Source organism: Bacteroides sp. CAG:189, assembly GCF_000432295.1.
Lineage (GTDB): Bacteria > Bacteroidota > Bacteroidia > Bacteroidales > Bacteroidaceae > Bacteroides > Bacteroides salyersiae.
This window is the reverse complement of the sequence record NZ_HF991014.1, coordinates 25,785-52,065: the sequence shown is the minus strand read 5'-3', so window position 1 is coordinate 52,065 and position 26,281 is coordinate 25,785. Positions and strand designations below refer to the sequence as shown.

General features: G+C 43.1%; 18 protein-coding genes and 1 pseudogene. 13 read left to right on the top strand and 6 right to left on the bottom strand.

Annotated elements, in window-relative coordinates; all coding sequences use genetic code 11:
* Window positions 1–160: 160 nt before the first annotated feature.
* Both QVP90_RS03660 and QVP90_RS03655 read right to left on the bottom strand, forming a co-directional pair.
* On the bottom strand, window positions 161–634 hold the full coding sequence (locus QVP90_RS03660) for a DUF3871 family protein (protein ID WP_259029947.1): 474 nt from the start codon (window positions 632–634) through the stop codon (window positions 161–163).
* A gap of 43 nt (window positions 635–677) precedes the next feature.
* Window positions 678–824: a hypothetical protein gene (locus tag QVP90_RS03655; protein ID WP_005923914.1), complete on the bottom strand. Its 147-nt coding sequence runs from the start codon at window positions 822–824 to the stop codon at window positions 678–680.
* A 455-nt stretch (window positions 825–1,279) separates the two neighbouring features.
* On the opposite strand from QVP90_RS03655, the gene QVP90_RS03650 reads away from it, so the two are divergent.
* The 7 genes and pseudogenes from QVP90_RS03650 to QVP90_RS03620 all read left to right on the top strand — a co-directional run bounded on the left by QVP90_RS03650 (window position 1,280) and on the right by QVP90_RS03620 (window position 14,105).
* On the top strand, window positions 1,280–1,876 hold the full coding sequence (locus QVP90_RS03650) for a hypothetical protein (protein WP_021935681.1): 597 nt from the start codon (window positions 1,280–1,282) through the stop codon (window positions 1,874–1,876).
* Between the two features lie 180 nt (window positions 1,877–2,056).
* Window positions 2,057–2,233: pseudogene (locus QVP90_RS03645) on the top strand (GGGtGRT protein); the annotation flags it as partial.
* 366 nt (window positions 2,234–2,599) lie between these two features.
* Window positions 2,600–4,348 (top strand): glycosyltransferase family 39 protein, encoded by a 1,749-nt coding sequence (locus QVP90_RS03640; protein ID WP_007480335.1) that lies wholly within the window; start codon window positions 2,600–2,602, stop codon window positions 4,346–4,348.
* Window positions 4,349–4,464: 116 nt separating this feature from the next.
* Window positions 4,465–10,074 carry an alpha-2-macroglobulin family protein gene (locus QVP90_RS03635; RefSeq protein WP_021935679.1) on the top strand — a complete coding sequence of 1,870 codons (5,610 nt, stop codon included), beginning with the start codon at window positions 4,465–4,467 and terminating at the stop codon, window positions 10,072–10,074.
* Window positions 10,075–10,106: 32 nt separating this feature from the next.
* Window positions 10,107–12,416, top strand: a complete 2,310-nt coding sequence (gene pbpC / locus QVP90_RS03630) for a penicillin-binding protein 1C (RefSeq protein WP_021935678.1) — start codon at window positions 10,107–10,109, stop codon at window positions 12,414–12,416.
* 25 nt (window positions 12,417–12,441) lie between these two features.
* A complete protein-coding gene (locus QVP90_RS03625; RefSeq protein WP_005923930.1) occupies window positions 12,442–13,617 on the top strand; it encodes an MFS transporter in 1,176 nt (391 codons plus the stop codon).
* Between the two features lie 53 nt (window positions 13,618–13,670).
* The gene (locus tag QVP90_RS03620; protein WP_005923933.1) at window positions 13,671–14,105 is read left to right on the top strand and encodes a hypothetical protein; all 435 of its coding nucleotides are present in this window, start codon (window positions 13,671–13,673) and stop codon (window positions 14,103–14,105) included.
* Here the strand turns inward: QVP90_RS03620 and QVP90_RS03615 are convergent.
* Window positions 14,102–15,142 carry a sugar kinase gene (locus QVP90_RS03615; protein ID WP_005923935.1) on the bottom strand — a complete coding sequence of 347 codons (1,041 nt, stop codon included), beginning with the start codon at window positions 15,140–15,142 and terminating at the stop codon, window positions 14,102–14,104. The two genes, QVP90_RS03620 and QVP90_RS03615, sit on opposite strands and share 4 nt — an antisense overlap.
* 259 nt (window positions 15,143–15,401) lie before the next feature.
* Here QVP90_RS03615 and QVP90_RS03610 point away from each other — a divergent pair, with 259 nt between their 5' ends.
* The 3 genes from QVP90_RS03610 to QVP90_RS03600 all read left to right on the top strand — a co-directional run bounded on the left by QVP90_RS03610 (window position 15,402) and on the right by QVP90_RS03600 (window position 18,482).
* Complete coding sequence (locus tag QVP90_RS03610) at window positions 15,402–15,992, top strand: DUF4251 domain-containing protein (protein ID WP_005923938.1); 591 nt, start codon at window positions 15,402–15,404, stop codon at window positions 15,990–15,992.
* A 252-nt stretch (window positions 15,993–16,244) separates the two neighbouring features.
* Complete coding sequence (locus tag QVP90_RS03605) at window positions 16,245–17,801, top strand: ATP-binding protein (protein ID WP_021935677.1); 1,557 nt, start codon at window positions 16,245–16,247, stop codon at window positions 17,799–17,801.
* Between the two features lie 15 nt (window positions 17,802–17,816).
* A complete protein-coding gene (locus tag QVP90_RS03600; protein WP_005923944.1) occupies window positions 17,817–18,482 on the top strand; it encodes a LuxR C-terminal-related transcriptional regulator in 666 nt (221 codons plus the stop codon).
* 84 nt (window positions 18,483–18,566) lie between these two features.
* Here QVP90_RS03600 and mnmA read toward each other — a convergent pair whose 3' ends face one another.
* A complete protein-coding gene (gene mnmA, locus QVP90_RS03595) occupies window positions 18,567–19,631 on the bottom strand; it encodes a tRNA 2-thiouridine(34) synthase MnmA (RefSeq protein ID WP_005923947.1) in 1,065 nt (354 codons plus the stop codon).
* Window positions 19,632–19,754: 123 nt separating this feature from the next.
* On the opposite strand from mnmA, the gene QVP90_RS03590 reads away from it, so the two are divergent.
* Both QVP90_RS03590 and QVP90_RS03585 read left to right on the top strand, forming a co-directional pair.
* Window positions 19,755–21,140 (top strand): S41 family peptidase, encoded by a 1,386-nt coding sequence (locus QVP90_RS03590; protein WP_007480323.1) that lies wholly within the window; start codon window positions 19,755–19,757, stop codon window positions 21,138–21,140.
* 13 nt (window positions 21,141–21,153) lie between these two features.
* A complete protein-coding gene (locus QVP90_RS03585) occupies window positions 21,154–21,990 on the top strand; it encodes a DUF4595 domain-containing protein (protein WP_005923952.1) in 837 nt (278 codons plus the stop codon).
* Between the two features lie 357 nt (window positions 21,991–22,347).
* Here the strand turns inward: QVP90_RS03585 and QVP90_RS03580 are convergent, their stop codons facing one another.
* On the bottom strand, window positions 22,348–23,163 hold the full coding sequence (locus tag QVP90_RS03580) for an alpha/beta hydrolase (RefSeq protein WP_007480322.1): 816 nt from the start codon (window positions 23,161–23,163) through the stop codon (window positions 22,348–22,350).
* A gap of 25 nt (window positions 23,164–23,188) precedes the next feature.
* A complete protein-coding gene (locus tag QVP90_RS03575; RefSeq protein WP_130058477.1) occupies window positions 23,189–23,626 on the bottom strand; it encodes a putative signal transducing protein in 438 nt (145 codons plus the stop codon).
* Between the two features lie 112 nt (window positions 23,627–23,738).
* On the opposite strand from QVP90_RS03575, the gene QVP90_RS03570 reads away from it, so the two are divergent.
* Complete coding sequence (locus QVP90_RS03570; protein WP_021935675.1) at window positions 23,739–26,114, top strand: TonB-dependent receptor; 2,376 nt, start codon at window positions 23,739–23,741, stop codon at window positions 26,112–26,114.
* Window positions 26,115–26,281 lie beyond the last annotated feature (167 nt).

Below are 26,281 nucleotides of genomic sequence, written 5' to 3'. Positions count from 1 at the left end.
TATTAAGGCTGTTTTCATTTCATTCTTTAATTAAATTGATAACACGAAAAGATGTATTCAAAACAGTCTATCAGATTAATTTGAACACATCCTTGATTTGGACACAAAAAGAGGATACCACCTTTTCTCAGTGATACCCTCTTCGGTGTATATCTTTTTCTTATGGTAGTTTTTTTTGTTCTGACAGTGGTAATACTTGATAAAGTCTTAGCCGACCTATTAATTGACAATACTGTTGAATTGTTAATCTAGTGCGTCCTAGATTCTCTAAAAGTCTTAGATTTACTTCTGATTCAAAAGACGTGAATAGTTTTATTGCCGATTGGTATATATCCAAATCAGACATAGCTTCCAGTTTCTCTTTTAATCCATCACAAGTTAGCATGAGATTTGAACAAACCTTTACTCGGTAACCGATGAATATTTTAAATTTCTCCGGACTTTTCCTTGAATAAAGATTTTCTTCGTGATAACTGCGTACACCGCCTATACAAAGATATACTTCTTCTCCATTGAGTGTTTTACTTATGGATTTAATCTCAAAGCAAAATGCCATTCTTTGATAAAACAAAGTCTTTTCATCTTCTCTGAGTTCGCTTGCTTTTTTATGGAGAGCAGTCGGAATTCTGCCAATAACCAGATCAGACCAGTTTCAATCTTCTCAAATTTGGTCATAATTATTCTTCTGTTTTAAATCCTACGGGATTTGGTTTCTGTTGAGTTCTCCTTTTAATAAAGGATTCTATGTAATCAAACGCTTCCAAAAGATGCGCTATGATTCCTATAAACTTTACTACTTCAATAATCAATTTTAATTTTTTCATTTCTATTTTCCCCTTATTTTTTAATTGTTAATAATTTATTGTTTCTATTTATTTCATTAATAAGGCGATCAGAGGAGTATGGGAGGTGAGGTAAACAGGTGAGCAGTGAGAAGAAAAAAAATAAAGAGAGCCTTTAGCTCCCTGATTGAGAAAGAATATAAATACGAGAAAATCCCCACTTCCAGTGATTATATCTAATGTATAATCTAACTAAAAACAGGGATTTGGTCTCTCGGTAGCTGATTCGGAAACTACCGTTTTATTTAATCTTATTTTTATCTATTATTCTTCATATATAAGGATTTGGAGGCTTTGTAGGAGTGTTTTTTGAGTAAAGTTCATAATATGTATCAACTTATCAATAAAATAGTTGTTTAATATTCACATATTAACTACATTTGCATAAACTCATACTCATAACAAAAGATGGAATACATCAACAAATTTCATAAAGAATGGATAGAGCGTACCCGCCAATCAATAGCCTCTTGGAGCAAGCAGCCTCTATCATTAGAAGAAAAAAGGAAGCAGCAGGAACGCTTGAACCAACAGAAAGTTATAAGAGAGGGCAAATCGAAGAACTGATTTCATTTGCCAATTCTAATAACTTATGGATTTCTTTCTCTGAACTGAACATAGAATTCTTAAGTAAGGGAGGAGAAAATGAAGTTTATACAGGGGACAAAGACGATATTGTTGTCAAGCTAAACAATTTTGAATACGCAGGCGATGATTTAGGAAATTTCTTCATTCGTATTTCTGCACATAATAAGTTCTTCAGTAATGTTCCCTATCACATGATTGGCTTTGCCTATAACAGTCAACATGAATTTTGTGCAGTTCTTATACAGCCCTATATCTTAGCTGAACGTGAAGCTACAGAAAGTAAAATTGCTGAATACATGAAAGCACTTGGTTTCGAGATGGACTACATAGATGAATTCCATAATGAACAATACGAAATCTTTGATGCTGTTCCTAACAATGTACTCTATGGGATTGATAATGATTTATATTTTATTGATACACAAATAAGAAGGAAAGAAAAATAAAACCACTATCTTTACACAGTGATAAAGGGTATAAATAAGTTCTTTATGACTTATTCACGACCAATTATTCAAAATACAGAGATTTGTAATCTGGAGCGTTCTTTTAAGTACTTAAATATTTATCTGTAAAATAAGCATTTAGAATAATGTTTGATTGTTTTACGGGGATACAGTGTCGCTGCTTCTTATGGTATGACGGACACGATGGGACGTATGCACTCAGATGCTCAGTTCGCCGGTTCTTCATCCGTTCCCGCTCACGTAGAAATGATGGGATTCCTGGGAATTGGTAACAATCCTATGGTAGGTTGTACAGTGGCTTGTGCGTTTGACATAGCTCAGGCTTTAGCTAAGTAATTTAACTATTACAATATAATAAATCCCTGTAACTGATAATGTTATGGGGATTTTCATTATATATACTGCATGAACAGATAGTATTTCTTCATAACTTCTCGCTTACTATTCTCTCATAATCGGCCGTGATTAAATGACGAAATTGGAATGAATCATAGCACAAATTGAAATTGTTTATCTAAGGTTAAGCGTGACTTATTGTGATCATTCCACCAAATCTTAATAAGAACACTTATTCAACAGATCTGTAATGTCAAAAAATTAAAAGAAGAAAAAGAATCGTACACCAATAATTGACTATATTTGCATGTTTTTTAAAAGAAGCTTATACAAGTCAATAACACAAAAGAATTTATAAATACATTAATGAACGCATTATCTAATCTTTACCATACTATAGAAGCAAAGCCGAAAACAGCTTTTGGCATTACATTTTTATTCCTTATCGCCTATCAACTAATTTCTGCTTTTATCGGATTCGAGTTATGTGACTCCGGGTTTTATATGGTTTTTTACGATAACATATTTCAAAATCCGGAATGCGTGGAATACAACTTTATGTATTACTTGAGCGGGGTCATTGGTGGTGCTTTTATGACACTGTTTCCTGATGCAGGGATATTCGATATGCGCATATTGGGAATAGTCAATAATATGATAATCATCTATCTATTATATAAACTATTTAGAAAACAGATTCCAATGTCGGCTATAATCATAGGTTGTGTCTTGGTCACGATATCTTATATAGCCATGCCGATGACTTTTTACAATGATCTTATAACCAGTCTCTTGTATACGACAGCTATCTTTTATATATTTAAAGGGCTAAACAGAAATAAATATCTATATTTCATCATAAGTGGTATCATAATAGGAATCAACTCTTTCTCACGCATTCCCAATATATTAGATTACGGAATCATATTATTGGTCATATTGCATGCTCTTTATTATAGAGAAACAGTTTGTCTCTGCATCAACAGATGCCTGGTATTTACAGTTTCGTTTATTATAGGAATAATGGGTATCATCAGTCTAATGAAAGTCTGGGGACATTATGAACCTTTCGTCAATAACATGCGTGAGTTGCTCTTTATAGCAGAAGATGATAGCGGTACGAGTTCCCATACCCTATCCAATATGATATTTGCACAAGTACGAATCTATTATTTAGTTCTCAAATTAGGAATAAAGATTGTTTTACTTTATATTATATTTTGGGGATCTGCTAAATATATAAAAAAGGAGGTGGTATTATTGCCTGTCCGGATCATCGTTTTCTCTTTACTTGCCATTCTCTTTTATAAAGAGAACGTAGTATTCACTTTGTGCGCTTTCAGTATGGTCGGGATATTGGGAAATATCGTTCTGAACAAAGATAAAGAGATAAAAATGCTATCATGGGCCGGACTCTCGATGATCATGATCATACCTCTCGGCAGTGATGGAGGCATGGTCAATAACGGAAGCATCATCTATTGGTTAGGGATGCCTATGGCAATCTCATTCTATCTATCGATTCAAAATATTCATATTCCAGCCATACCGCAATGGGCTGTCAGACAAACATTGCTGCTTACATTGGGGATATATATCCTTGCATGTGGAGCAAAGGCCATATGTGACGGAGTATACTTTGATGGTGGTCCGCTTTTCGAAAAGCGATATTCTATTCAAAACGACAGAGTTAAACATATTTATACGAGCCGGGAAAGGGCACAGATTCTCAATGACTTGTTAATAGGAATAAAACCTTATATCAAACAAGGCGATCACCTATTTGCTTATGGCAGTATTCCAGCTATAAATTATATGACACGCACCAAACCTTTTATCGGATGCTCCTGGCCGGAATTATTAGGAGAACCTCTGTTTAGACACAAATTAAATAATTACAGTGGTCCGCTTCCTGCTATATTGCGACAAAAATTCAACAGTATAGGCAAAGAGTTCGGAGAACCAAGCGAAAACTACCTGATTGACTGTGGTATTGAGACAGGTCCTTTCAGAAGTAATAAAAAGCATAGGGTAATAAACGAATTTATAGAAAAAAATAAATATAAGACTGTATTCGAAAACCAATATTTTGTGCTATATCTGCCCGAAAAATAAGATGATAAAAGAAAAAATCTTATTTCAAATACCGAAATTGTTTTTTCATTGAAATACATCCATAGAATATAGACTTTTCATTATCTTTGTTCATTGAACGATAAATTCTTTGAACTATGAAACGGACAGTCATTATCCCGGTTCTTCTTTCTTGCCTTTCGATTATCATCATTGGCCTGAACTCATGTGCAGGCAGTCAGAAAGAAATCATTCCTTCTTCGGAATTTGCTCCGTACATCAATGCCTACACAGGCGGAGTTATCTCACAATCGTCTCCCATACGGATAGAATTGACCCAAGATCAACCCGTAGTGGACTTAAATAATGAGCTGAAAGAGAATCCGTTTCATTTCTCACCTTCACTGAAAGGAAAAGCGTATTGGGTAAGCAACAATACGATTGAATTTCTTCCGGAAGAAGGAGCTCTGAAACAAGGAACAATGTACGAAGGCTCATTCCAATTGGGAGAATTCGTCACTGTGGATAAACGATTGAAAGAATTCAACTTCTCCTTCCGCGTGCAGGAGAAGAATTTCTCATTGGCGATGGAACCGTTGGATATAACTGCTACAGCTCCCGATTATGCTTCGGTAAAAGGAGAGATTCGTTTCAGCGACAAAATAGACAACGCACAGGTAGAAAAAATCCTATCAGCCAGTGGTAACGGGACTTCTTCCTATAACATTTCAATAGAGGGGACCGGGAATCCGACACGATATACTTTCAGCATCGGCCGTATTCCGAGAGCAGAAAAAGATTATGAACTGGAAATTAAGCTGGATGGAAAAGCGGCCGGCATCGACCGGAAAATGGTAGAAAAGATCACAATACCTGCCAAAAACATCTTTCGCTTCATGTCTGCCCAACGAATCGAACAGCCCGAAAACGGAATACAGATCTCTTTCTCGGATCCGGTATCGGACACTCAGGACTTGAAAGGGCTGATCGAAATTCCGGAACTCTCTTCGTATACATTCCAAGTGATAAACGATAAGGTAAATGTGTACTTTGAACCTAACCGGGCCAACAAGTTGACATTAAGAATATACGAAGGAGTGAAAAATATGGAAGGGAAAAGGTTAGGTACCTCCCACTCTATCTCTTTCAGCCAGCCCAGCCTGAAACCACAAGTGGAACTGCGTACGGAAGCAGCGATCCTACCCGACTCAAAGAATCTGATAGTACCTTTCCGGGCAGTCAGCCTGCATGCTGTAGATCTGAGTGTTATCCGCATCTACGAAAGTAATGTACTGATGTTCATGCAGAGTAATTCTTTGGCATCTTCCAACGAATTGAGACGCTCGGGGCGATTGGTTTATAAACAGACTTTGCATCTGGACAGAGACCCTTCGAAAGACATTCGCAAATGGGAAGATTATTCGATCGACCTTTCCGGATTGATAAACCAGGAGCCGGGTGCTATTTATCGCATCATACTTTCATTCAAACAGGCATATTCCGCCTATCCATGCGGAGAAGAGGATAAGGAACTACAAATTTCCGAGGGTCCGGAAAGATTGACTAAAGTATCTTCGGGCCAGCTGTCGGAAGAAGATGAAGCAGAATGGGATACCCCGCAGGCCTACTATTATTATAACGGTTCGGAAAAGATGGACTGGCGGAAATACCGTTGGGAAGAACGGGACAATCCTTGCCATATTTCTTATTATATGGGTTCGGACCGCACGGCATCCTGTAATGTACTCGCCTCCAACTTAGGCATGATTGTAAAACGGAACTCTGTTAACAAATTATGGGTAACAGTCAACAATATACTCGACACAGCTCCGGTAGAGAAAGCCAAAGTAACCGCTTATAGCTTTCAATTGCAACCGGTAGGTGAAGCAGAAACCGACAAAAACGGGTTTGCCGTTATTGACACGAAAGGAGTGCCTTTCATCGTAGTAGCGGAAGCCGGAAAACAAAAGGCCTATGTAAGAGTAGCCGATGGTGAAGAACAATCCGTAAGTCGTTTCGATGTCGGTGGCAAGGATATACAGAAAGGGTTGAAAGGCTTTATATATGGCGAAAGAGGGGTATGGCGCCCCGGAGATACCCTGCATATCTCGTTCATGCTCGAAGACCGTAACAAACGAATACCCGACAAGCATCCCGTAGCATTGGAAATTTACAACCCGAGAGGGCAATTCTACAATAAACTCATTTCTACAAACGGAATGAACGGACTCTATACATTTGCCGTACCGACAAAAACGGAAGACCCTACCGGATTATGGAATGCTTATGTAAAAGTGGGAGGAACCGCTTTCCATAAATCACTGCGGATAGAGACCGTAAAACCTAACCGATTGAAAATAAACCTGCAATTGCCGGGGAATATACTGAAAGCCACAGACGGAGAAGTACGAGCCACCTTGTCATCGGCATGGCTGACAGGTGCCAAAGCTTCACGGCTGAAAACCAAAGTAGAGATGTCGTTATCCAAAGTCAACACGCAATTCAAGAATTATGGACAGTATATCTTCAACAATCCGGCTACGGAATTTACCTCTTCACGGACAGATGTATTCAGTGGAATGCTGGATACAGAAGGAGACGCTTCGTTTACGCTCAAACTGCCGGAATCGGGAAATGCGCCCGGAATGTTACAGGCGAATATCACGGCCAGAGTATTCGAACCGGGCGGAGATGCAAGTATCTATACCATGAGTGTGCCCTACTCTCCTTTCAGCTCGTATGTAGGTATCAATCTGAATCAGCCTAAAGGCAAATATATCGAGACTGATAAAGATCATATTTTTGATATTGTGACTGTAACCCCGGAAGGGAAGCCGGTAAACCGTTCGGGACTGGAATATAAGATTTATCGTATCGACTGGAGCTGGTGGTGGGAAAACTCCCGCGAGTCTTTTGAGACGTACGTCAACAGTAGTTCCTACACGCCGGTAGCTACCGGAAAGATAAACACTGTGAATGGAAAAGGCAGTTTCAAATTCCGGATTGACTATCCGGGTTGGGGACGTTATCTGGTATATGTCAAGGATACGGAAAGCGGACATGCCACCGGAGGCACGGTATACGTAGACTGGCCGGAGTGGCGTGGACGTTCGTCTAAAACCGATCCTAACGGTATCAAGATGCTGGCCTTCTCTATCGATAAAGACTCTTATGAAATAGGCGAAACAGTAACAGCTATTATCCCTGCATCGGCGGGAGGACGGGCACTTGCCACGTTGGAAAACGGTTCAACCGTACTGCAACGCGAATGGATAGACGTTTCGGGCAAGGAAGATACGAAATATCAGTTTAAGGTAACGCCGGAAATGGCCCCGAACGTTTATCTGCACATCAGCCTGCTGCAACCTCATGCACAAACGATCAACGACTTACCGATCCGTATGTATGGAGTGATGCCGGTATTCGTAACCAATAGAGAGACTGTGCTCGAACCGCAGATTCAAATGCCGGACGTACTGCGCCCCGAAACGGAATTCAGCGTAACAGTAAGTGAGAAGAAGGGAAAAGCGATGACCTATACCTTGGCGATTGTGGACGACGGGTTACTGGATCTGACCAATTTCAAGACTCCCGACCCCTGGAATGACTTTTATGCCCGTGAGGCATTGGGCATCCGGACATGGGATATGTACGACGATGTGTTGGGCACTTATACCGGCAGTTATAATTCGCTATTCAGTACCGGAGGTGACGAAACCTTAAAACCCGCAGACACGAAAGCCAATCGTTTCAAACCGGTAGTACGCTTCATCGGCCCGTTCAGCCTAAGCAAGGGAAAGAGCCGGACGCACCGGATAACCCTTCCGATGTATGTAGGTTCGGTACGTACCATGGTGGTAGCCGGAGAAAACGGTGCTTACGGACATGTAGAGAAGACGACTCCGGTACGTACACCACTGATGATTCTTTCCACACTCCCACGTGTACTCAGTACCCAAGAAGAGATTTTGTTGCCGGTCAACATATTCGCCATGGAGAAAGAGGTGAAAAATGTAAAAGTATCCGTTTCTGTATCAGGCAGTGCACAAGTAAATGGCGAACATCAGCAATCCGTAACGTTTGCAGAACCCGGCGACCAGTTGGTCTATTTCAGACTAAAAACCGGTAGTAAGCCGGGGAAAACCACTGTACGGCTGACGGCTGAAGGAGCTGGCAAGAAAGTTTCGGAAACCATCGAAATAGAAGTGCGTAATCCGAATCCGGCCATCACCCTGCGCGAAAGCAAATGGATAGAAAGCGGACAAAGCTGCGAACTCTCTTATAAGCCGGGTAGTAATTCACCCGAAAACAGCGCGAAATTAGAGGTGTCACGTATCCCATCGGTGGACATCAGCCGCCGGTTCGATTTTCTGTATAATTATCAACATTACTGCACAGAGCAGTTGACATCGAAAGCCCTTCCGTTGTTGTTTGTCGGCCAGTTCAAAGCAGTAGATGAAGCAGAAGCCGGTAAGATAAAAGCGAATGTACAGGAAGCTATCAAGCAACTTTACAGCCGGCAGTTACCCAACGGAGGATTCGTATATTGGCCGGGCAATGCTTCTGCCAATGAATGGATCACCTCCTATGCCGGAATGTTCTTAGTGATGGCACAAGAAAAAGGATATGCCGTAAATGCCAATGTGCTGAATAAATGGAAACGATTCCAGCGCTCGGCTGCACAGAACTGGCGTACGCCTCAACAAAACACCGGCTATTATTGGCAATCGGATTTACAGCAGGCTTTCCGCTTATATACATTAGCGTTGGCAGGCGCACCGGAACACGGAGCGATGAACCGGATGAAAGAGATGCAGCAAGATCTTTCGTTGCAAGCCAAATGGAGACTGGCCGCCGCTTATGCGCTGAACGGAAAAACGAAAGCCGCCAATGAACTGGTATTTAATGCCAAGACAACCGTAGAGCCTTATTCGCCTTCGGCCGGAAGTTATGTGTACGGTTCGTACGATCGCGACGAAGCCATGATATTGGAGACCTTATTGCTCATGGGGCGTGAACGGGAAGCATTCACGCAGGCACAAAAGGTTTCAAAGAATTTGTCACGTGAAGATTGGTTCAGCACACAATCCACCGCATTTGCATTAATGGCAATGGGCCGGTTGGCAGAAAAATTATCGGGTACTCTCGACTTCACCTGGACGATATACGGCAAACAACAACCGGCGGTAAAATCGGCTAAGGCCGTATTCGAGAAAGCGTTGTCTGTTGCACCCGGTGGCGGCTCGGTTACTGTAAAAAACAATGGTAAGGGAGCTTTGAATGTGGACTTGATAACCAAAACACAACTACTGAACGATACCCTGCCGGCCTTGTCAAACAACCTGCGCCTTGACGTAAAGTATACGGATATGAACGGAACAGCTATTGCCCCCGAAGCCCTGAAACAAGGCAGCGACTTTATGGCAGTGGTCACCGTAGCCAACATCAGCGGCACTACCGACTATTCGGATATTGCCCTGACTCACATCATACCATCGGGTTGGGAAATATACAATGAGCGCATGACAACCGATCCGGAAAAGGCCAACAGTGCAGATAGCAACAACAGCTATTCCTACCGGGATATCCGCGATGACCGTGTACTGACCTATTTCAACCTGAAACGAGGACAGTATAAAACATTCACCGTACGGCTGCAAGCCACCTATGCAGGTACATTCGTACTACCGGCTATCCAATGCGAAGCAATGTATGATGCCGGAGCACAGGCGAGGACACGGGCCGGCAAAGCAATCGTCGAACGGTAAAAACTGCGGATAAACGCAGGCAAGAGACAGGAATGAAAAGATGGAAAAAGAAAAAAAGCCGGATAATCGGAGGGGGCATTACCCTTCTGATTGTCTGGTATATCTTTTGCCTTCCCCGGCAACTGTTTCATGTGCCCTACTCTACCGTTGTAGCCGACCGTCACCATGAACTGCTCGGTGCCCGCATCGCTCCGGACGGACAATGGCGCTTTCCTCCACGCACCACCACACCGGAAAAGATTAAAACCTGCCTTTTAGCATTCGAAGACAATCATTTCTATTGGCACTGGGGAGTAGACCCGTTGGCAACCGGCAGGGCCATCTATCAGAACCTAAAAGCCGGTCGCATCATCAGTGGAGGAAGTACGCTTACGATGCAAACGATTCGCCTTGCCCGGAATAAGCCACGCACGTTCACCGAGAAATTTATCGAAATGATATGGGCCACCCGGTTGGAGTTCCGTTATTCCAAAGAAAAGATACTCTCTTTATATATCTCCCACGCCCCTTTCGGAGGAAACGTAGTGGGGCTGGATGCTGCTGCCTGGCGATACTTCGGGCATGCAGCAGAAGACTTGTCGTGGGCCGAAGCGGCCATGCTCGCCGTACTTCCCAATTCACCCGCCATGATACATCTTTCCAAAAGCCGTCAGTCCTTGCTCGACAAGCGTAACCGCCTGCTGACACGTCTTCACAAGAACGGCACATTGAGCGACTCCGATTATGAGCTTGCCCTCAGTGAACCTCTGCCACAGGAACCCAAACCCTTACCACAGACAGCCCCACATCTGACCGACTATTTCTATCGGACCCGTAACGGAACTTACTCGGTGAGTACCATCGACCGTGGAATACAACTACAAGTGGAAGAACTGGTAGAACGCTGGAACAACGAATTCTCCCGCAGTGACATCCGCAACATGGCCATACTCGTTATCGACATAGAGAAAAACCAGCCCATTGCCTACTGTGGCAACCTGCACTTCAACAAAGAGAGAAGCGGTAATCAAGTAGACATCATCCGTGCACCGCGTAGCACGGGAAGTATTCTAAAACCCTTTCTTTACTATGCCATGCTGCAGGAAGGCAGCATCCTTCCCCACACGCTGCTACCGGATGTTCCTATAAATATCAACGGCTTTGCTCCACAAAATTTCAGCCAACAGTTCGAAGGTGCCGTTCCGGCATCGGAAGCGATTGCGCGCTCTCTGAATATTCCGACCGTCAGCATGTTGCAGCATTACGGCGTTCCCAAATTCTACAACCTGCTCAAACAGATCGGTCTCACTACCCTTACCCGCCCGGCTTCCCATTATGGATTATCACTTATCTTAGGAGGAGCCGAAGGTACTTTATGGGACATTACTGTGGCTTACGCCGAAATGGCACGTTGCCTGAAAGGATTGGATAAGACAGATTGCTCTTTATTACTCTCCGATTCCACCCGGCATCTGCCATCTGCCAACTCACATGTCTCACTTTCTCCGGGTGCCGTCTGGCAAACCTTCGATGCCATTAAAGAAGTAAACCGACCGGAAGAGATAGACTGGCGCACCATCCCGTCTATGCAGACCATTGCCTGGAAAACGGGAACGAGTTACGGCTTCCGTGATGCATGGGCCGTAGGAGTTACTCCCCGTTATGCTGTCGGCGTATGGGTGGGCAACGCAACCGGAGAAGGAAAACCGGGCTTGGTAGGAGCACGTACGGCAGGACCTGTCCTATTCGATGTATTCAATCTTCTTCCGTCTTCCCCATGGTTCGACAGACCATCCGGAATATTTGCCGATGCCGAAGTATGCCGACTTTCCGGACATCTGAAAGGACGTTTCTGCGAAGAGACGGATACGACACTGATACTCCCTGCCGGATTAAAGACCGAAGCCTGCCCGTACCATCATCTCATCAACCTGTCGGCCGATGGAACTTCCCGCATCTACGAAAGTTGCATCGACATGGAGCCTACCATTCGAAAAAGCTGGTTTACCCTGCCTCCCGTATGGGAATGGTATTACAAACAGCACCACCCGGAATATAAACCACTCCCTCCTTTCAAACCCGGATGCGGCGAAGATGTGTTCCGCCCCATGCAATTTGTCTACCCTACGATGAATGCCCGGGTATTCCTCCCTAAACAGTTGGATGGCAGCAAAGGGCAACTGAACGTTGAACTGGTACACAACAATCCGAAAGCAACCGTATACTGGCATCTCGACAACAACTACCTGAGCGAGACACAAGACTTCCACAAGATATCTTTCCTTCCCGCTTCCGGAAAACACTCCCTGACAGCAGTAGACAACGAAGGAAATACGGTTTCGGTGACTTTCTTTGTAGAGTAAATCCAATCTTCGTATCTTTGCCCCTATGAAACAGACTTTGAAAGAAAACGGAGGACTACCGGCATCCATACTTTGGACATTGGCTATCGTTGCCGGCATATCCGTAGCCAACCTCTACTACAATCAGCCGTTGCTGAACATGATACGCCACGATCTGGGTGTCTCGGAATTTAAAACCAACCTTATAGCAATGGTCACCCAGATAGGCTATGCACTCGGATTATTATTCATCATCCCTTTGGGTGACCTGTATCAACGAAAGAAAATCATTGTCACGAACTTTGCCATACTGATCGTCTCCCTGCTGACCATTGCGTTAGCACCCAATATACACATTATATTAATAGCTTCATTTCTAACAGGAATCTGTTCGGTGATACCACAGATATTTGTTCCGATAGCTTCCCAATTTTCGAAACCCGAGAACAAAGGAAGAAATGTAGGTATCGTTATCTCCGGATTGCTGACGGGTATTCTTGCTTCGCGTGTTATCAGCGGTTTTATCGGTGAAGTGTTCGGATGGAGAGAAATGTATCACATCGCGGCCGCATTGATGTTGATATGCGGAATTGTTGTAATGAAAGTATTGCCGGATATCCGTCCCACATTCAAAGGAAAATACAGTGATCTGATGAAATCGTTGTTTCTTCTCCTGAAAGAATATCCCTTATTGCGGATTTATTCCATACGGGCAGCACTGGCATTCGGTTCATTTCTCGCCATGTGGTCGTGTCTGGCATTCAAGATGGGACAAGCCCCTTTCTATGCAGGAAGCAATGTCATCGGCATGTTAGGACTCTGTGGAATAGCAGGTGCACTCTCTGCCTCCGTAGTAGGGAAGTATGTCAGGAGAGTGGGAGTTCGCCGGTTCAACTTCATCGGTTGCGGGTTGATACTCTTTGCCTGGTTCCTGCTTTTTGCAGGAGAAAACACCTATTTCGGTATTGTAGCAGGCATCATCATTATCGACATAGGCATGCAATGTATCCAGTTAAGTAATCAGGCCAGCATCTTCGAGCTCTGTCCCGGCGCATCCAACCGTGTCAACACGATTTTTATGACGACTTACTTTGTCGGCGGTTCGATGGGGACCTTTTTGGCTGGAAGTGCCTGGCAAGCATTCGGCTGGCATGGAGTCATAGGAATGGGAGTTTTACTGACAAGTTGCTCACTGCTTATCACTTTTTTTTCGCGAAAGTGAACCCAAAGGGTGGTTTCATTTGTTGTTAAGAACATCAATCCAAAATTTAATATATGAAATACGGGGTCAACAGACAAATTTTACTCATTACTGCCGGTATCGTGTGGATAGTGGCAGGAACAAATATACTGCGGATAGGAATCGTGACATGGCTCAGTGATTCACAGTATTGGCTGTTTAAAATAGGAGAGGCCACGATCGTATTTCTTCTTTTCTTTGTACTCATATTCAGAAGATTATATTACAAGCATACCGAACGCATCATTCAGAAGAAACCGGAAAAGAACTGCCCGTTCTCTTTCTTTGATGTAAAGAGCTGGATCGTCATGATTTTCATGATCTCTATGGGAATCAGTATTCGAAGCCTGCATTTGCTACCCAACAGTTTCATATCCGTATTTTATACCGGACTGTCACTGGCCTTAATCGCCACCGGTGCACTGTTCATCCGCTATTGGTGGCAGAAACGCCATCAACTGAGCACTTAACGCTGTACTCGTCCGGAAGCATCACCGTTCATCAGTGCTTCCACTTCAGCGACAGTCGCCAGATTGAAATCTCCGTAGAATGTATTTTTCAGACAGGAAGCCGCTAAAGCAAAATTCAGTGCTTTCTGATCATCATTCGGATAAGTCAACAATCCATAAATAAGTCCACCGACAAAAGCATCTCCCGTACCCACACGGTCTACTTCATGCGCAATGTCATAAATCCCCGTATGCTTTAATGTATTATCCGAATAAAGCACGGCAGCCAACAGATTATGATTGGCCGACAAAGAATTCCGTAATTCAAGGAACATCTTTTTACAACGGGGCACCAATGTCTCCACCTGCCTGCCGACCTTCTCAAATCCCTGCAAATCGAGTTGGTAATCCGTATTTATCGCCTTGAAACCGACAGGAGAAATGCCTAATATCTCTTTATATTCCGGCTCCGCACCAAAAATCACATCACTATACTGCACCAACGGATACATGACATCAGCAGCCGTACGTCCATATTGCCACAAATTCTTACGGAAATTCAAATCACATGAAATAGTCAATCCCATACGATCTGCCGTTTGCAATGCTTCCAAACAGGTATCAGCTCCACTTTGAGACAAAGCAGCAGCAACTCCCGACCAATGAAACCAACCTGCATCGGCAAAAACAGTTTCCCAATCAATCATCCCGGGACGAAGTGTGGAAAAAGAAGAACCGGCACGATCGTACACCACTTTCGAATTGCGAAAAGAAGCTCCGTTTTCAAGGAAGTAAATGCCCATACGATCACCTCCATAAATTATTCCGTCTGTACGAAGTCCGTGGGAACGTAAATCACTGACACAGGCACGGGCTATTTCATTGTCCGGTAGCCGGGTCACAAATTCTGTAGGAATGCCAAAGTTGGCAAGAGATACAGCTACATTGGTTTCACTACCACCAAAAGCGGCCACATAGTCACGAGCTTGTGAAAAACGGAGATTTCCGGGAGCAGTAAGGCGGAGAAGCACTTCTCCGAAAGTAACGATCTTCTTCATAATGTTTCAATAGATTCATTAAATATCCAAAGGTAGTATCAAAAATCTAAGGAGAGATAAACTTTTAATAAATTTTATTGCAAAAGTCACGTATGTAAGCACGCACTTCCTGCCGCTTCATCAACATTATCAGTCTGTTAATGAATATAACGATTGATAGGATCAGATATAAAATTGTGGCGTGCAGATGAACAATATCAAAAATATCTTGTTCTTGCAATAAACGAACAACGTTATTAAACCTAAACAAAAACAAGTTATGAAAAAGTTAATTGCATTATTAGCATTAGTATTGGTAAGTGCATCTACCATGATGTATGCACAAGAATCAGAAAGAGCAGTACGCCGTGCCGACCGTAAAGCACAAAGAGATGCAGAAAGAGCAAGACTGAAAGCAGAAGAACAGGCGGCTGATGCAGTGGCCTACCAGCAAGCAGTACAGGCACTGAAGAACAAACAGTTCGTACTTGAAGCAGATCAAGTAATCTTCCGTAACGGACAAAGTGCGTTCGTATCATCCACAACAAACTTTGTAATGATGAACGGTCAACGCTCTACCGTGCAGGTCGCTTTCAACACTCCATATCCCGGCCCTAACGGAATCGGTGGTGTAACAGTAGACGGTAGTGCATCGGATATGAAAATTACTACTGATAAAAAAGGAAATGTAAACTGCTCATTCAGTGTACAGGGCATCGGTATTTCGGCCCAGATATTTATCTCATTGACCAATGGAGGTAACAATGCTACCGTGACCGTAAACCCGAACTTCAACAACAATACTCTCACATTGAGTGGTAACATCGTACCGTTAGACCAATCGGATGTATTCAAAGGACGTTCCTGGTAATACAAATAAGACGGGCTAAAGGTAAAACCAATCAGGAATTTCAAGAGTGTACACTTTTCACATGCAAGAGTGTACACTCTTCTTATATAAAAGTCCATACTCTTGTCCTGCAAAAGTATAGAGTCCCATAAACACTGGTTATCAACACTTTGAGTTATTTTCACTCGTGTTATATTTCAAAATTCATCAAGGTACGAAACGGTTTATGGAAATAATGAGTATCTTTGAATGGTCAATAAATAAAAAGTAACAATGAACAGTGTATTACGCAAACTCCCGATCGGGATACAGACTTTTGAGGACATCCGCAGAGATAATTATCTGTATGTAGACAAGACCGCTTTCGTGTGGAGAATAGCGAATACAGGAAAACCTTATTTCTTGAGTCGCCCGCGTCGATTTGGAAAAAGCCTGTTGCTTTCTACTTTTGAAGCTTACTTTAAAGGTAAGAAAGAGCTGTTCGAAGGACTGGCCATCGAACAGATGGAAAAAGAATGGAGGCAATTTCCGGTACTGCATCTGGACTTGAATGCTAAAAAATACGAGACCCCGGAAGATTTAAATGCCATGCTTAACCAACATCTTGAAAAATGGGAAAGTCAATATGGCGATGAAAAGAAGGACCGCAGTCCGGAAGAACGATTCAGTTATGTTATCAGCCGTGCCAGTGAACAGGCAGGCTGCGGCGTAGTAGTATTGGTAGACGAATATGATAAACCCCTGTTGCAAACCTTGTGTAACATTCCTTTAATGGAAGAATACCGTCAGACACTGAAAGCATTCTATGGTGTCCTGAAAAGTTCCGACCGTTATCTCCGTTTCGTCTTTCTTACCGGAGTGACGAAGTTTGCACAAGTCAGCGTATTCAATGACCTGAATCAACTGAATGACATCAGTATGAAGCCCCAATATGCCACGATCTGCGGTATCACCATGCAAGAATTAACCCATACTTTCGCACCGGAAATACAACAGTTGGCGGAACACAATGGTTTGACACAGGAAGAAGCTCTTCAAAAGATGAAGATATCGTATGACGGTTATCATTTCTGCGAATTCGCAGAAGGAGTCTTTAACCCTTTCAGCGTACTCAATCTTTTCGACGGATACAAATTCAGCAACTACTGGTTTCAGACAGGTACTCCTACTTTTCTTGTGGAACTGCTCAAAAAAAGCGAATATGATTTACGTACATTGATTGACGGAGTAGAAGCATCCGCCTCTTCATTTACCGAATACCGGATAGATGCCAATAATCCGATTCCACTGATTTATCAGAGCGGTTATCTGACAATAAAAGACTATAATCAAGAATTTGAGATTTATCTGTTGGAATTTCCCAATGATGAAGTGCGCTATGGCTTTATCAATTTTCTAATACCCTTTTACACTTCCGTATTGAACAACGACCAAAGTTTCTATATTGGAAAATTTATTCAAGAGCTACGTACCGGCGATTACGATTCCTTCCTCACCCGCCTACAAGCTTTCTTTGCTGATTTCCCATACGAGTTGAATGATAAAAGCGAACGCCATTATCAAGTGGTATTCTACCTCGTTTTCAAATTAATGGGGCAATTCACCGACGTAGAAATACGCAGTGCACGCGGACGGGCAGACGCTGTTGTGAAGACTCCCGCCTACATCTATATATTTGAATTCAAACTAAATGGAACGGCAGAAGAAGCCTTACAACAAATAGACGATAAAGGATATTTGATTCCTTACCAAGCCGATGGACGCAAACTTATTAAGATAGGTGTTGAGTTTAGTGCCACCGAAAGAAATATCAGCCGGTGGTTACCATGATAAAGAATACGATTCATGAGAGAATATATCATAGCAGATAATCAGGATATCACCAAAGCAGGCATGATGTTTCTGCTCAGTAAGCAGAAAGATGTATCACAACTGCTGGCCGTAGATAATAAAACAGAACTTATCAGAGAATTACGCCTACACCCACAAGCGGTAGTGATCCTCGATTATACTTTATTTGATTTTGCCGGAGCAGATGAATTGATAGTGCTTCGTGAACGTTTTAAGGAGGTGGACTGGCTGCTGTTCTCCGATGAATTGAGCATCGGATTTCTCCGTCAGGTATTATTTAGCAGTATGGCATTCGGAGTAGTTATGAAAGATAACTCGAAAGAGGAGATACTCACCGCTCTCCAATGCGCTTCACGCAAGGAACGTTTCATCTGCAACCACGTAACTAACCTGTTACTGTCCGGAAATATCCAACAGGTATCTTCAAGCACAAATATACAGGAGGATCATTTACTTACCGCCACAGAAAAAAACATTCTCAAAGAAATTGCATCAGGCAAGACTACTAAAGAAATTGCCGCAGAAAAGAACCTGAGCTTTCACACCATCAACAGCCATCGTAAAAATATCTTCCGGAAACTCGGAGTAAACAATGTACACGAAGCCACCAAATATGCAATGCGGGCGGGGATTGTAGATCTGGCGGAATACTATATTTAGTTGAAAGTTGAGAGTTGAAAGTTGAAAGTTACTATGCAGCATAACAGCGCAGCCAACCTTCAACTTTCAACTCTCAACTTTCAACTAAATAACCACTCCGCTTCCTACACACACCTCCGCCTTCTCATCGTAAATCACTCCGAACTGTCCGGGAGCAATACCTTGCAGTTTCTCAGAAGAAAGTACATGACAGGTGTTACCTTTACGGACAAGACGTCCTTTAATAAATTCCGGAGTATGACGAATCTTGAAGGTTATATTTACTTCATTCGAGCCTTCCTCCCAAGGGTTTCCGGTGATAAAATGAAAATCGGAAAGAGAAAACTCCGTACCATATTGTGCTTCTGTGTCATAGCCATGAGACACATAAATAATATTCTCTTCAATGTTCTTCTTTATCACAAACCAAGGGCCGCCACCCAATCCCAATCCTTTACGCTGACCGATAGTGTGAAACCAATATCCCCGGTGAGTTCCGATCCGTTTCCCTGTCTCCCACTCGACCACCGCTCCTTCTTTCTCTCCAAGAAAACGGCGGACAAAATCATTGTAGTTTATCTTACCCAAGAAGCAAATGCCTTGGCTGTCTTTTCTACGCGCATTAGGAAGTTTCGCATTTTGTGCTATCTCGCGCACTTCATGTTTCATCAAATGACCGATAGGAAACATCAGTTTGGAAACTTGAAGATAATCAATCTGAGCAAGAAAATCAGTCTGATCTTTCACGGGATCTTTGGCTGTACCAAGCCAAATCTTCCTATCCCGCAATAATGTAGTAGCATAATGCCCTGTTGCCGTAAAGTCGAAATCTTTCCCGACACGCTGCTCAAAACAACCGAATTTAATCAACTTATTACACATCACATCGGGATTGGGTGTCTGCCCTTTCCGTATCTTATCGATAGCATAGGCTGCCACATTGTCCCAATATTCACGATGCAGATCGACTATTTCCAATGGCAAGCCATACCTCCGGGCCGTAGCCGTGGCAAGTTCTATGTCCTCTTCGGCAGAACAGTCCATGTATTCCGCACCGTCCATACCTATTTTAATATAAAACAACGACGGTTTATACCCCTGCTCACAAAGGAGATGAACGACTACCGAGCTGTCTACCCCACCCGATACTAAAGCTGCTATATTCTTCATGACGGCAAAGATAAAGCAAACGATGTTTACAGGCTATCACACATTAAAGGCATTTTTATACCACAATTGTGGTAGATAAGCGAAGTATTTCCTACATTTGCAACTTCTAAAGACGATAAAGATATGAAGATAAGAAACATACTGTTCACCCCTATATTATTCATCGTGATGATATCCGGTCTTTTCTCCTGCGGAGTAGACCGTTGGCCGGAGTATGCGGAAGAAACCGAACTGGATATATGGATAGACAGCGTGATGCGTCAGGAATACCTCTGGTACAACGAAATGCCTTCGGTTACTCCCAACCAATATTTTCTGGCTCCCGCAGAATTCCTCAAGAAAGTGATTTATACTACTCTCGACAAAAATTATTCTTATATAGACACACTGAATAAGGTGCAGTCTCCCGAATACGGCTTCGACTATACACTTTATAAGAATGCAGATGTAGATACACTTTATAATGCTTTAATTACAAATGTTCTTCCCGGCTCTCCGGCTTCAACAGCCGGTCTGGAACGTGGCGAATGGATAGTGAAAGTAGACGATGAATACATCACCAAGAAAAACGAAAAGACCCTTCTCCAAACAGGAAAAGCCATGACACTGACTTTGGGAAAGTATGAATTGCAAAATATAGAGGATGAAGACAAGAAGACCGAGAAACAGAAAGGAGTGGTTATAGAAACCGGAACTGCAAGTATTGGTGCCGAACAAATAGTAGAAGACGACCCGATTCCCGTATACGAAATAGTAACCAGTGCTACAGGAGTAAAAGTAGGATATATGGTCTACAACCATTTCACAGCAGGAACTGCCGATGACAAGGAGAAATACAACAACAAACTTCGCGATATCTCCCGGGTATTTGCCAGTGCAGGTGTGACTCACTTTGTGCTCGACTTACGTAACAATACGGGAGGATCATTAGAATGTGCGCACTTGTTAGCTTCCCTATTAGCACCGGGGAGTGAAGTGGGAAAAATCTGTGCCCATCTGGAATATAACGACAAGCAATCCTATAAAGACTTCGACTTGCTCTTCGACCCGCAACTGATAGGAAACGGAGCGAATATGAATATCCAAAAAGGCTTCATACTAACCAGCAGCACTACTACGGGGATAGCAGGGACTTTTTATGACTGCCTGTTCCCGTTTGAGAAATGGGAAATATTAGGTACGGCACTGCCTGCTATGGGAGTAGCTACCGAAAGTTTTGTCAACCCTAAATACGGTTGGTCGTTGAATCCGGTAGTATGTACTGTTTATAACAGTGCAGGCGAAGCACATATGGGAGGAAATTTTACTGCCAAATATACAATAGATCAGACATCAACCACTAATTTAGTGACCTATTTGCCACTGGGAAATAAGGAAGAGACATTATTCAGTGCAGCTCTCGGAATTATTGACGGAACCTATCCCCCAAAAGAGGAAGAACCGGACGAAGAAACACCGGAAACCGGCACTACATACACGGTCCGAATCGGAGACGGAATGAGGCCTTAATAAAAATAAAATAATGAAACGAATACAACGCAATTTTCTTTTTTTCCTGTTTTTTTCCTTGATGCTGACAGCATGTAATGAAAAAGAAGAAGAAGATACGGAAGAAAAAATAGCATGTCTCACCATTACCGAAGCAACCGGTTCCGGAGAAGAAAGAGTAACTACCGAACAGAAATTTATCTATGAAGATGGAAAATTAACCCGACACATCACCAAACAGACTTATACGGACAGACTGCTCGAAGGCGAATATACGCATAGTGTCAGCAGCCAGATCAGTTACGAACCGGGGAAGGTTATCGTAACCGATGAAACCGGCACCGTATCTACTTATCAGATAGATGAGAAAGGGTATGCCACCATGTGTACCCGCAAAGAACCCGGCGGTAAAATCCGCACATATACATTCTCTTACTCAACAACAGGAGATGAAAATCTGACCGGAGTGAAAGAAAGTATCGACGGTAGCCCATATTCTGAAATATCGATCATTATCCCGGACAATGGTACAATGAATATAACGGAACAAGTAAATACCTATCAAAACACGTTCACCACCGGTATCAATGAGAGTTGTCCCGGCATATCCAATGAGAAAAGCAAGTTACCATGCCTGTTCCTCTCAGAGCGCTACCCTCTCTCTTTCCATACAGAAGCTTTCTATGCCAACATACTCGGAGCTCCTCTTTCCCTTCTTCCGGGTCAGTTGACAATAAAAAATAGCGAAGAAGTTACTACTTATAGCTACACGGAGGACGAAAAAGGATATATCACTTCATGTGCAGTAAAAATCAGTATCCCAGGTAGAAACTGGTACCGTTATGTGCAGTATTCGTATCTCTTGAATTGATCACTTTTTGTCAAGAGCAGATTTACGCATTCTTAACTAAAAAGCGAGAGTTACAGGAACAAAAGAACGTTTTATCTGAAAACAGCATCAATTGTACTGCGACAAGTAATGAAAGGCATCGTAACAAGTAATGAAACATGTCGTAACATACCGGCATACTCTCCGTAAAGACCGTCCTTAATCACCCGGAATACCCTGTTCAGTAGGTTTCTCAAGCAGAAAGAAATAAAAAAAGGAGAAAGCTTTAGCTTTCTCCTTCCTGTGTAATCTAACTGAATCTACTATATGATTATGTCTGTAAAGATACGACATAAAAACAGTAAATCAAACTTTCGATCAACTATTTTTTACTGCTTTTCACTTTTTAAAGAATTTACTGAAAAAAAGAATCTGATAATCGATGGAGTTATTCCAGTACTCACCGTTGTGCGCTCCCGGACGGGTGATGAAATCATGATCGATCTTCAGTTCCAACAAACGGTTGTGCAGATTCTTATTTACATCCAGAAAGAAATCCGCTTCCCCACAATCCACAATCAATGCCAAATCACCATTCTGCAACTTATCCACCTGATTAATAACCGTATGGTCATCCCACACCTGTCTGTTTTCTTCGATTGTTCCCAATTGCTCGGACATCAACCAATTCTTCGGAAACGGACGGATATCGACTCCACCACTGGTACTACCTGCTGCACCGAACACATCTTTATGCCGGATGGCATTCCAAAGTGCTCCATGCCCGCCCATACTAAGCCCGGTAATGGCGCGTCCACGACGATCGGCTATCGTTTTATAATGTTTGTCTATGTAATTGATCATTTCTGAAGAGACAAAAGTCTCGTAGCGATAATCCTTATTCTTCGGGCTATCCCAATACCAACTGTTTTTACCATCGGGACATACAAAAATAATTCCTTTTTCATCGGCAATCTGCGGAAGTTCAGGGCGAATGCCGATCCACGTCTTGGCATTACCGCCAAAACCATGCAACAGGTATATCACCGGGCAATCAACACCCTTTTTGCCCAAAGCAATATCAGGAACAACCACTACCACTTGCACTTCCTTGTTCATAGAAGGGCTTTTTACCATCAGCGTATCTACCTGTGCTGCATAAAACGGAAGTACTGACCACAACAGACAGAGCAATAATAAACTTTTTCTTTTCATCGCATTAAAACATTTGCATTAAAAATTAAATCCGGGATTCTTCTTCTCTCTTATAATCCGCAGAAACCGGTTTATCGAAGAGAGCCTTACAACGATTGCATTTATAAGTCCAATGATTGTCTCCGGGAGGCGCCATAACCAGCAAAGACAATACCGCAGCACAAGCTGCCCGCATCCGTCTGTCGCTCCGCAACTTAAATGTGATATCCGCCGAACCGCAATAAGGGCAACATTTCAGATCCTCCGGAAAGCTTTGATTATCGCGCAACACCTGAAGGGCACGTTCATAATCTTTCTCATAAACGAAAATATCGACGCCGGAAATATTGCTTACACAACTCTTCAGTAATGATGACAGATTTTCATTATGCAACAATGATTCTATTCCCTCATTCTCTAAAGCTCCCTGAAAGATATGCGCCTGCATAGCATCATTGCATGTTATCAATCGGACTGTTCTCATGATGATTATCTACTCAAGTGATTAATGCCAACAAAAATACCGGATAATAATGAAAAGAAAAACATTTTTTATGTAATTTTGTATTCAAAATAGAAAAGGAAAAAACAAACCAATGAAAAAACGCTCCGTATTTCTTCTGTTCTTTCTCTATCTCCTCATAACGGCAACGGCACAACCACTCCACCAAATAAGAGGTACCGTTATCGACAAAGCCAGTCGTAAGCCATTGGAATTTATCAACGTAGTGATCGCCGGTTCGGGTATGGGCAGTGTCACGGATTCAGTGGGGCATTTCACCATCCAAGCAGTCCCTCCCGGTATCTATCGGTTGCAGGCATCTGCCGTAGGATATAAAACCACCCTGACCTCCGAATATATCCTTTCGACCAAAAATCTGAATATAGACATCGAAATGGAAGAAAACCCGACGGAATTAGAAGGAGTCACAATTACCGCCTCTCCTTTTCGTCGCGATCTGGAAAGTCCGGTAGGCCTGCGCATTATCGGGGTACAGGAAATCGAAAAAAGTCCGGGAGCCAACCGGGACATTTCACGTGTAGTACAGTCATATCCGGGCGTAGCATTCTCGCCCGCCGGATACCGCAACGACCTGATTGTACGTGGCGGTTCTCCATCCGAAAACCGATTCTATCTGGATGGAGTCGAAATACCGAATATCAACCATTTCAGTACGCAAGGAGCATCAGGAGGTCCCGTCGGTATCATTAATGCAGACTTTATCCGGGAAGTTAATTTCTACACGGGTGCTTTCCCGGCAAACCGGGGTAATTCGCTCAGTTCGGTACTCGATTTTAAACTCCGCGACGGAGACATGGAACGGAACTCACTGAAAGCCACGCTCGGCGCATCGGAAGTATCCCTTGCTTCCAACGGGCATTTGGGAAATAAAACTTCTTATCTCGTATCTGTCCGCCAATCTTATCTGCAATTTCTGTTTGATATGCTGGGGTTACCTTTCCTACCCACTTTTACCGATGCACAGTTCAAACTGAAAACCCGTTTCGACGAACGGAATGAATTACTTGTGCTCGGCCTGGCAGGCATAGACAATATGCGCCTCAACACCAAACTGGACGGAGAAAAAGCAGAATACATATTGAGTTACCTTCCCAAGATACAGCAAGAAACATTCACATTGGGAGCCGTATACCGTCACTATGCCGGGGCACATGTACAGACGGCAGTCATCAGCCACAGCTATCTGAACAACCGCAACACTAAATATCTGCACAATGACGAATCTTCGGAGGACAACCTCACTCTCCGGCTACGTTCTGTAGAACAGGAGACGAAACTCCGACTGGAAAACAGTTCTACCTTCGGAGCCTGGAAAGTAAATTTGGGATTGAACCTCAATTATAGCCAGTACACCAATACCAGTTTCCAACGCGTGTACATCGGAAAAGGAGAGACATCCGACTATCACACAGCCTTAGGGCTTCTCCACTGGGGTATATTCGGAACAATGAGTTATGCTTCGCCCGACGAACGCTTCACGGCATCATTAGGGGTAAGAGCGGATGCCAATAACTATTCGTCAAGGATGAAACACCTCTCCGAGCAACTTTCCCCACGTCTCTCCCTCTCTTACCGCCTCATCGACGGACTGTATGCCAGTGGTAGCGCCGGACTATACTATCAATTACCGCCCTATACAGGACTCGGATTCAAAGGGAACAACGGGAAACTGGTAAATAAACAACTCCGCTACATGAGCGTAAGTCAAGGTAGCCTCGGCCTGAATTGGCGTACCAACAGTACATTCGAACTTTCCGCCGAAGGTTTTTATAAGTCCTATGACCGGATTCCCCTATCCGTTACAGACGGTATTCCGCTTGCCTGCAAAGGAAATGATTACGGGGTAATAGGCAATGAAGAACTGACTTCTACTGCACAAGGCCGTTCATACGGCATAGAAATATTATTGAGATGGCTCGTTGCAAAAAAATTGAACCTCGCTTCTTCGTTCACCCTTTTCAAAAGTGAATATCGCAACAACAAGCAAAGCGAATACATTGCATCGGCATGGGACAACCGCTATATTTTCAATCTGAGCGGCACATACAACTTCCCCCGCCATTGGAGCTTCGGCATGAAAGTAAGCTGTATCGGCGGTGCTCCCTATACCCCTTATGACGAAGAAAAATCCCGGCTCGTAACAGCCTGGAATGCACAGGGCAGACCCTACTACGATTATAGTAAATACAATACGGGCCGGCTCCCCGCTTTCGGGCAACTGGACATCCGGGTAGACAAAACGTTCTACCTCAAGCGCTGCATGTTAGGCTTTTATATCGACCTGCAAAATGTGACGAAGAGTACCTTCAAACAACCGGATATTTATATGAGTACCGGAGTGATTGAAAACCCTTCGGATCCACTGCCTGAACAGCGATACAAAATGAAATACATCGAACAGAAAAGCGGCACACTGATGCCGACTCTCGGAATCACTTTCGAATATTAACACGGAAAAGCGTGTGGCACGCATGAAAGCGAAAGCAGACGAATACACCCAAAACAAATAAAAGAACGGGCGGCCCGATACGACCGCCTGTTTTGTATAATTAAACGAAGCCTCATAAAACGTTAAATATTCATTAATATACTCTCCATATAGATAGTGTTTCAATA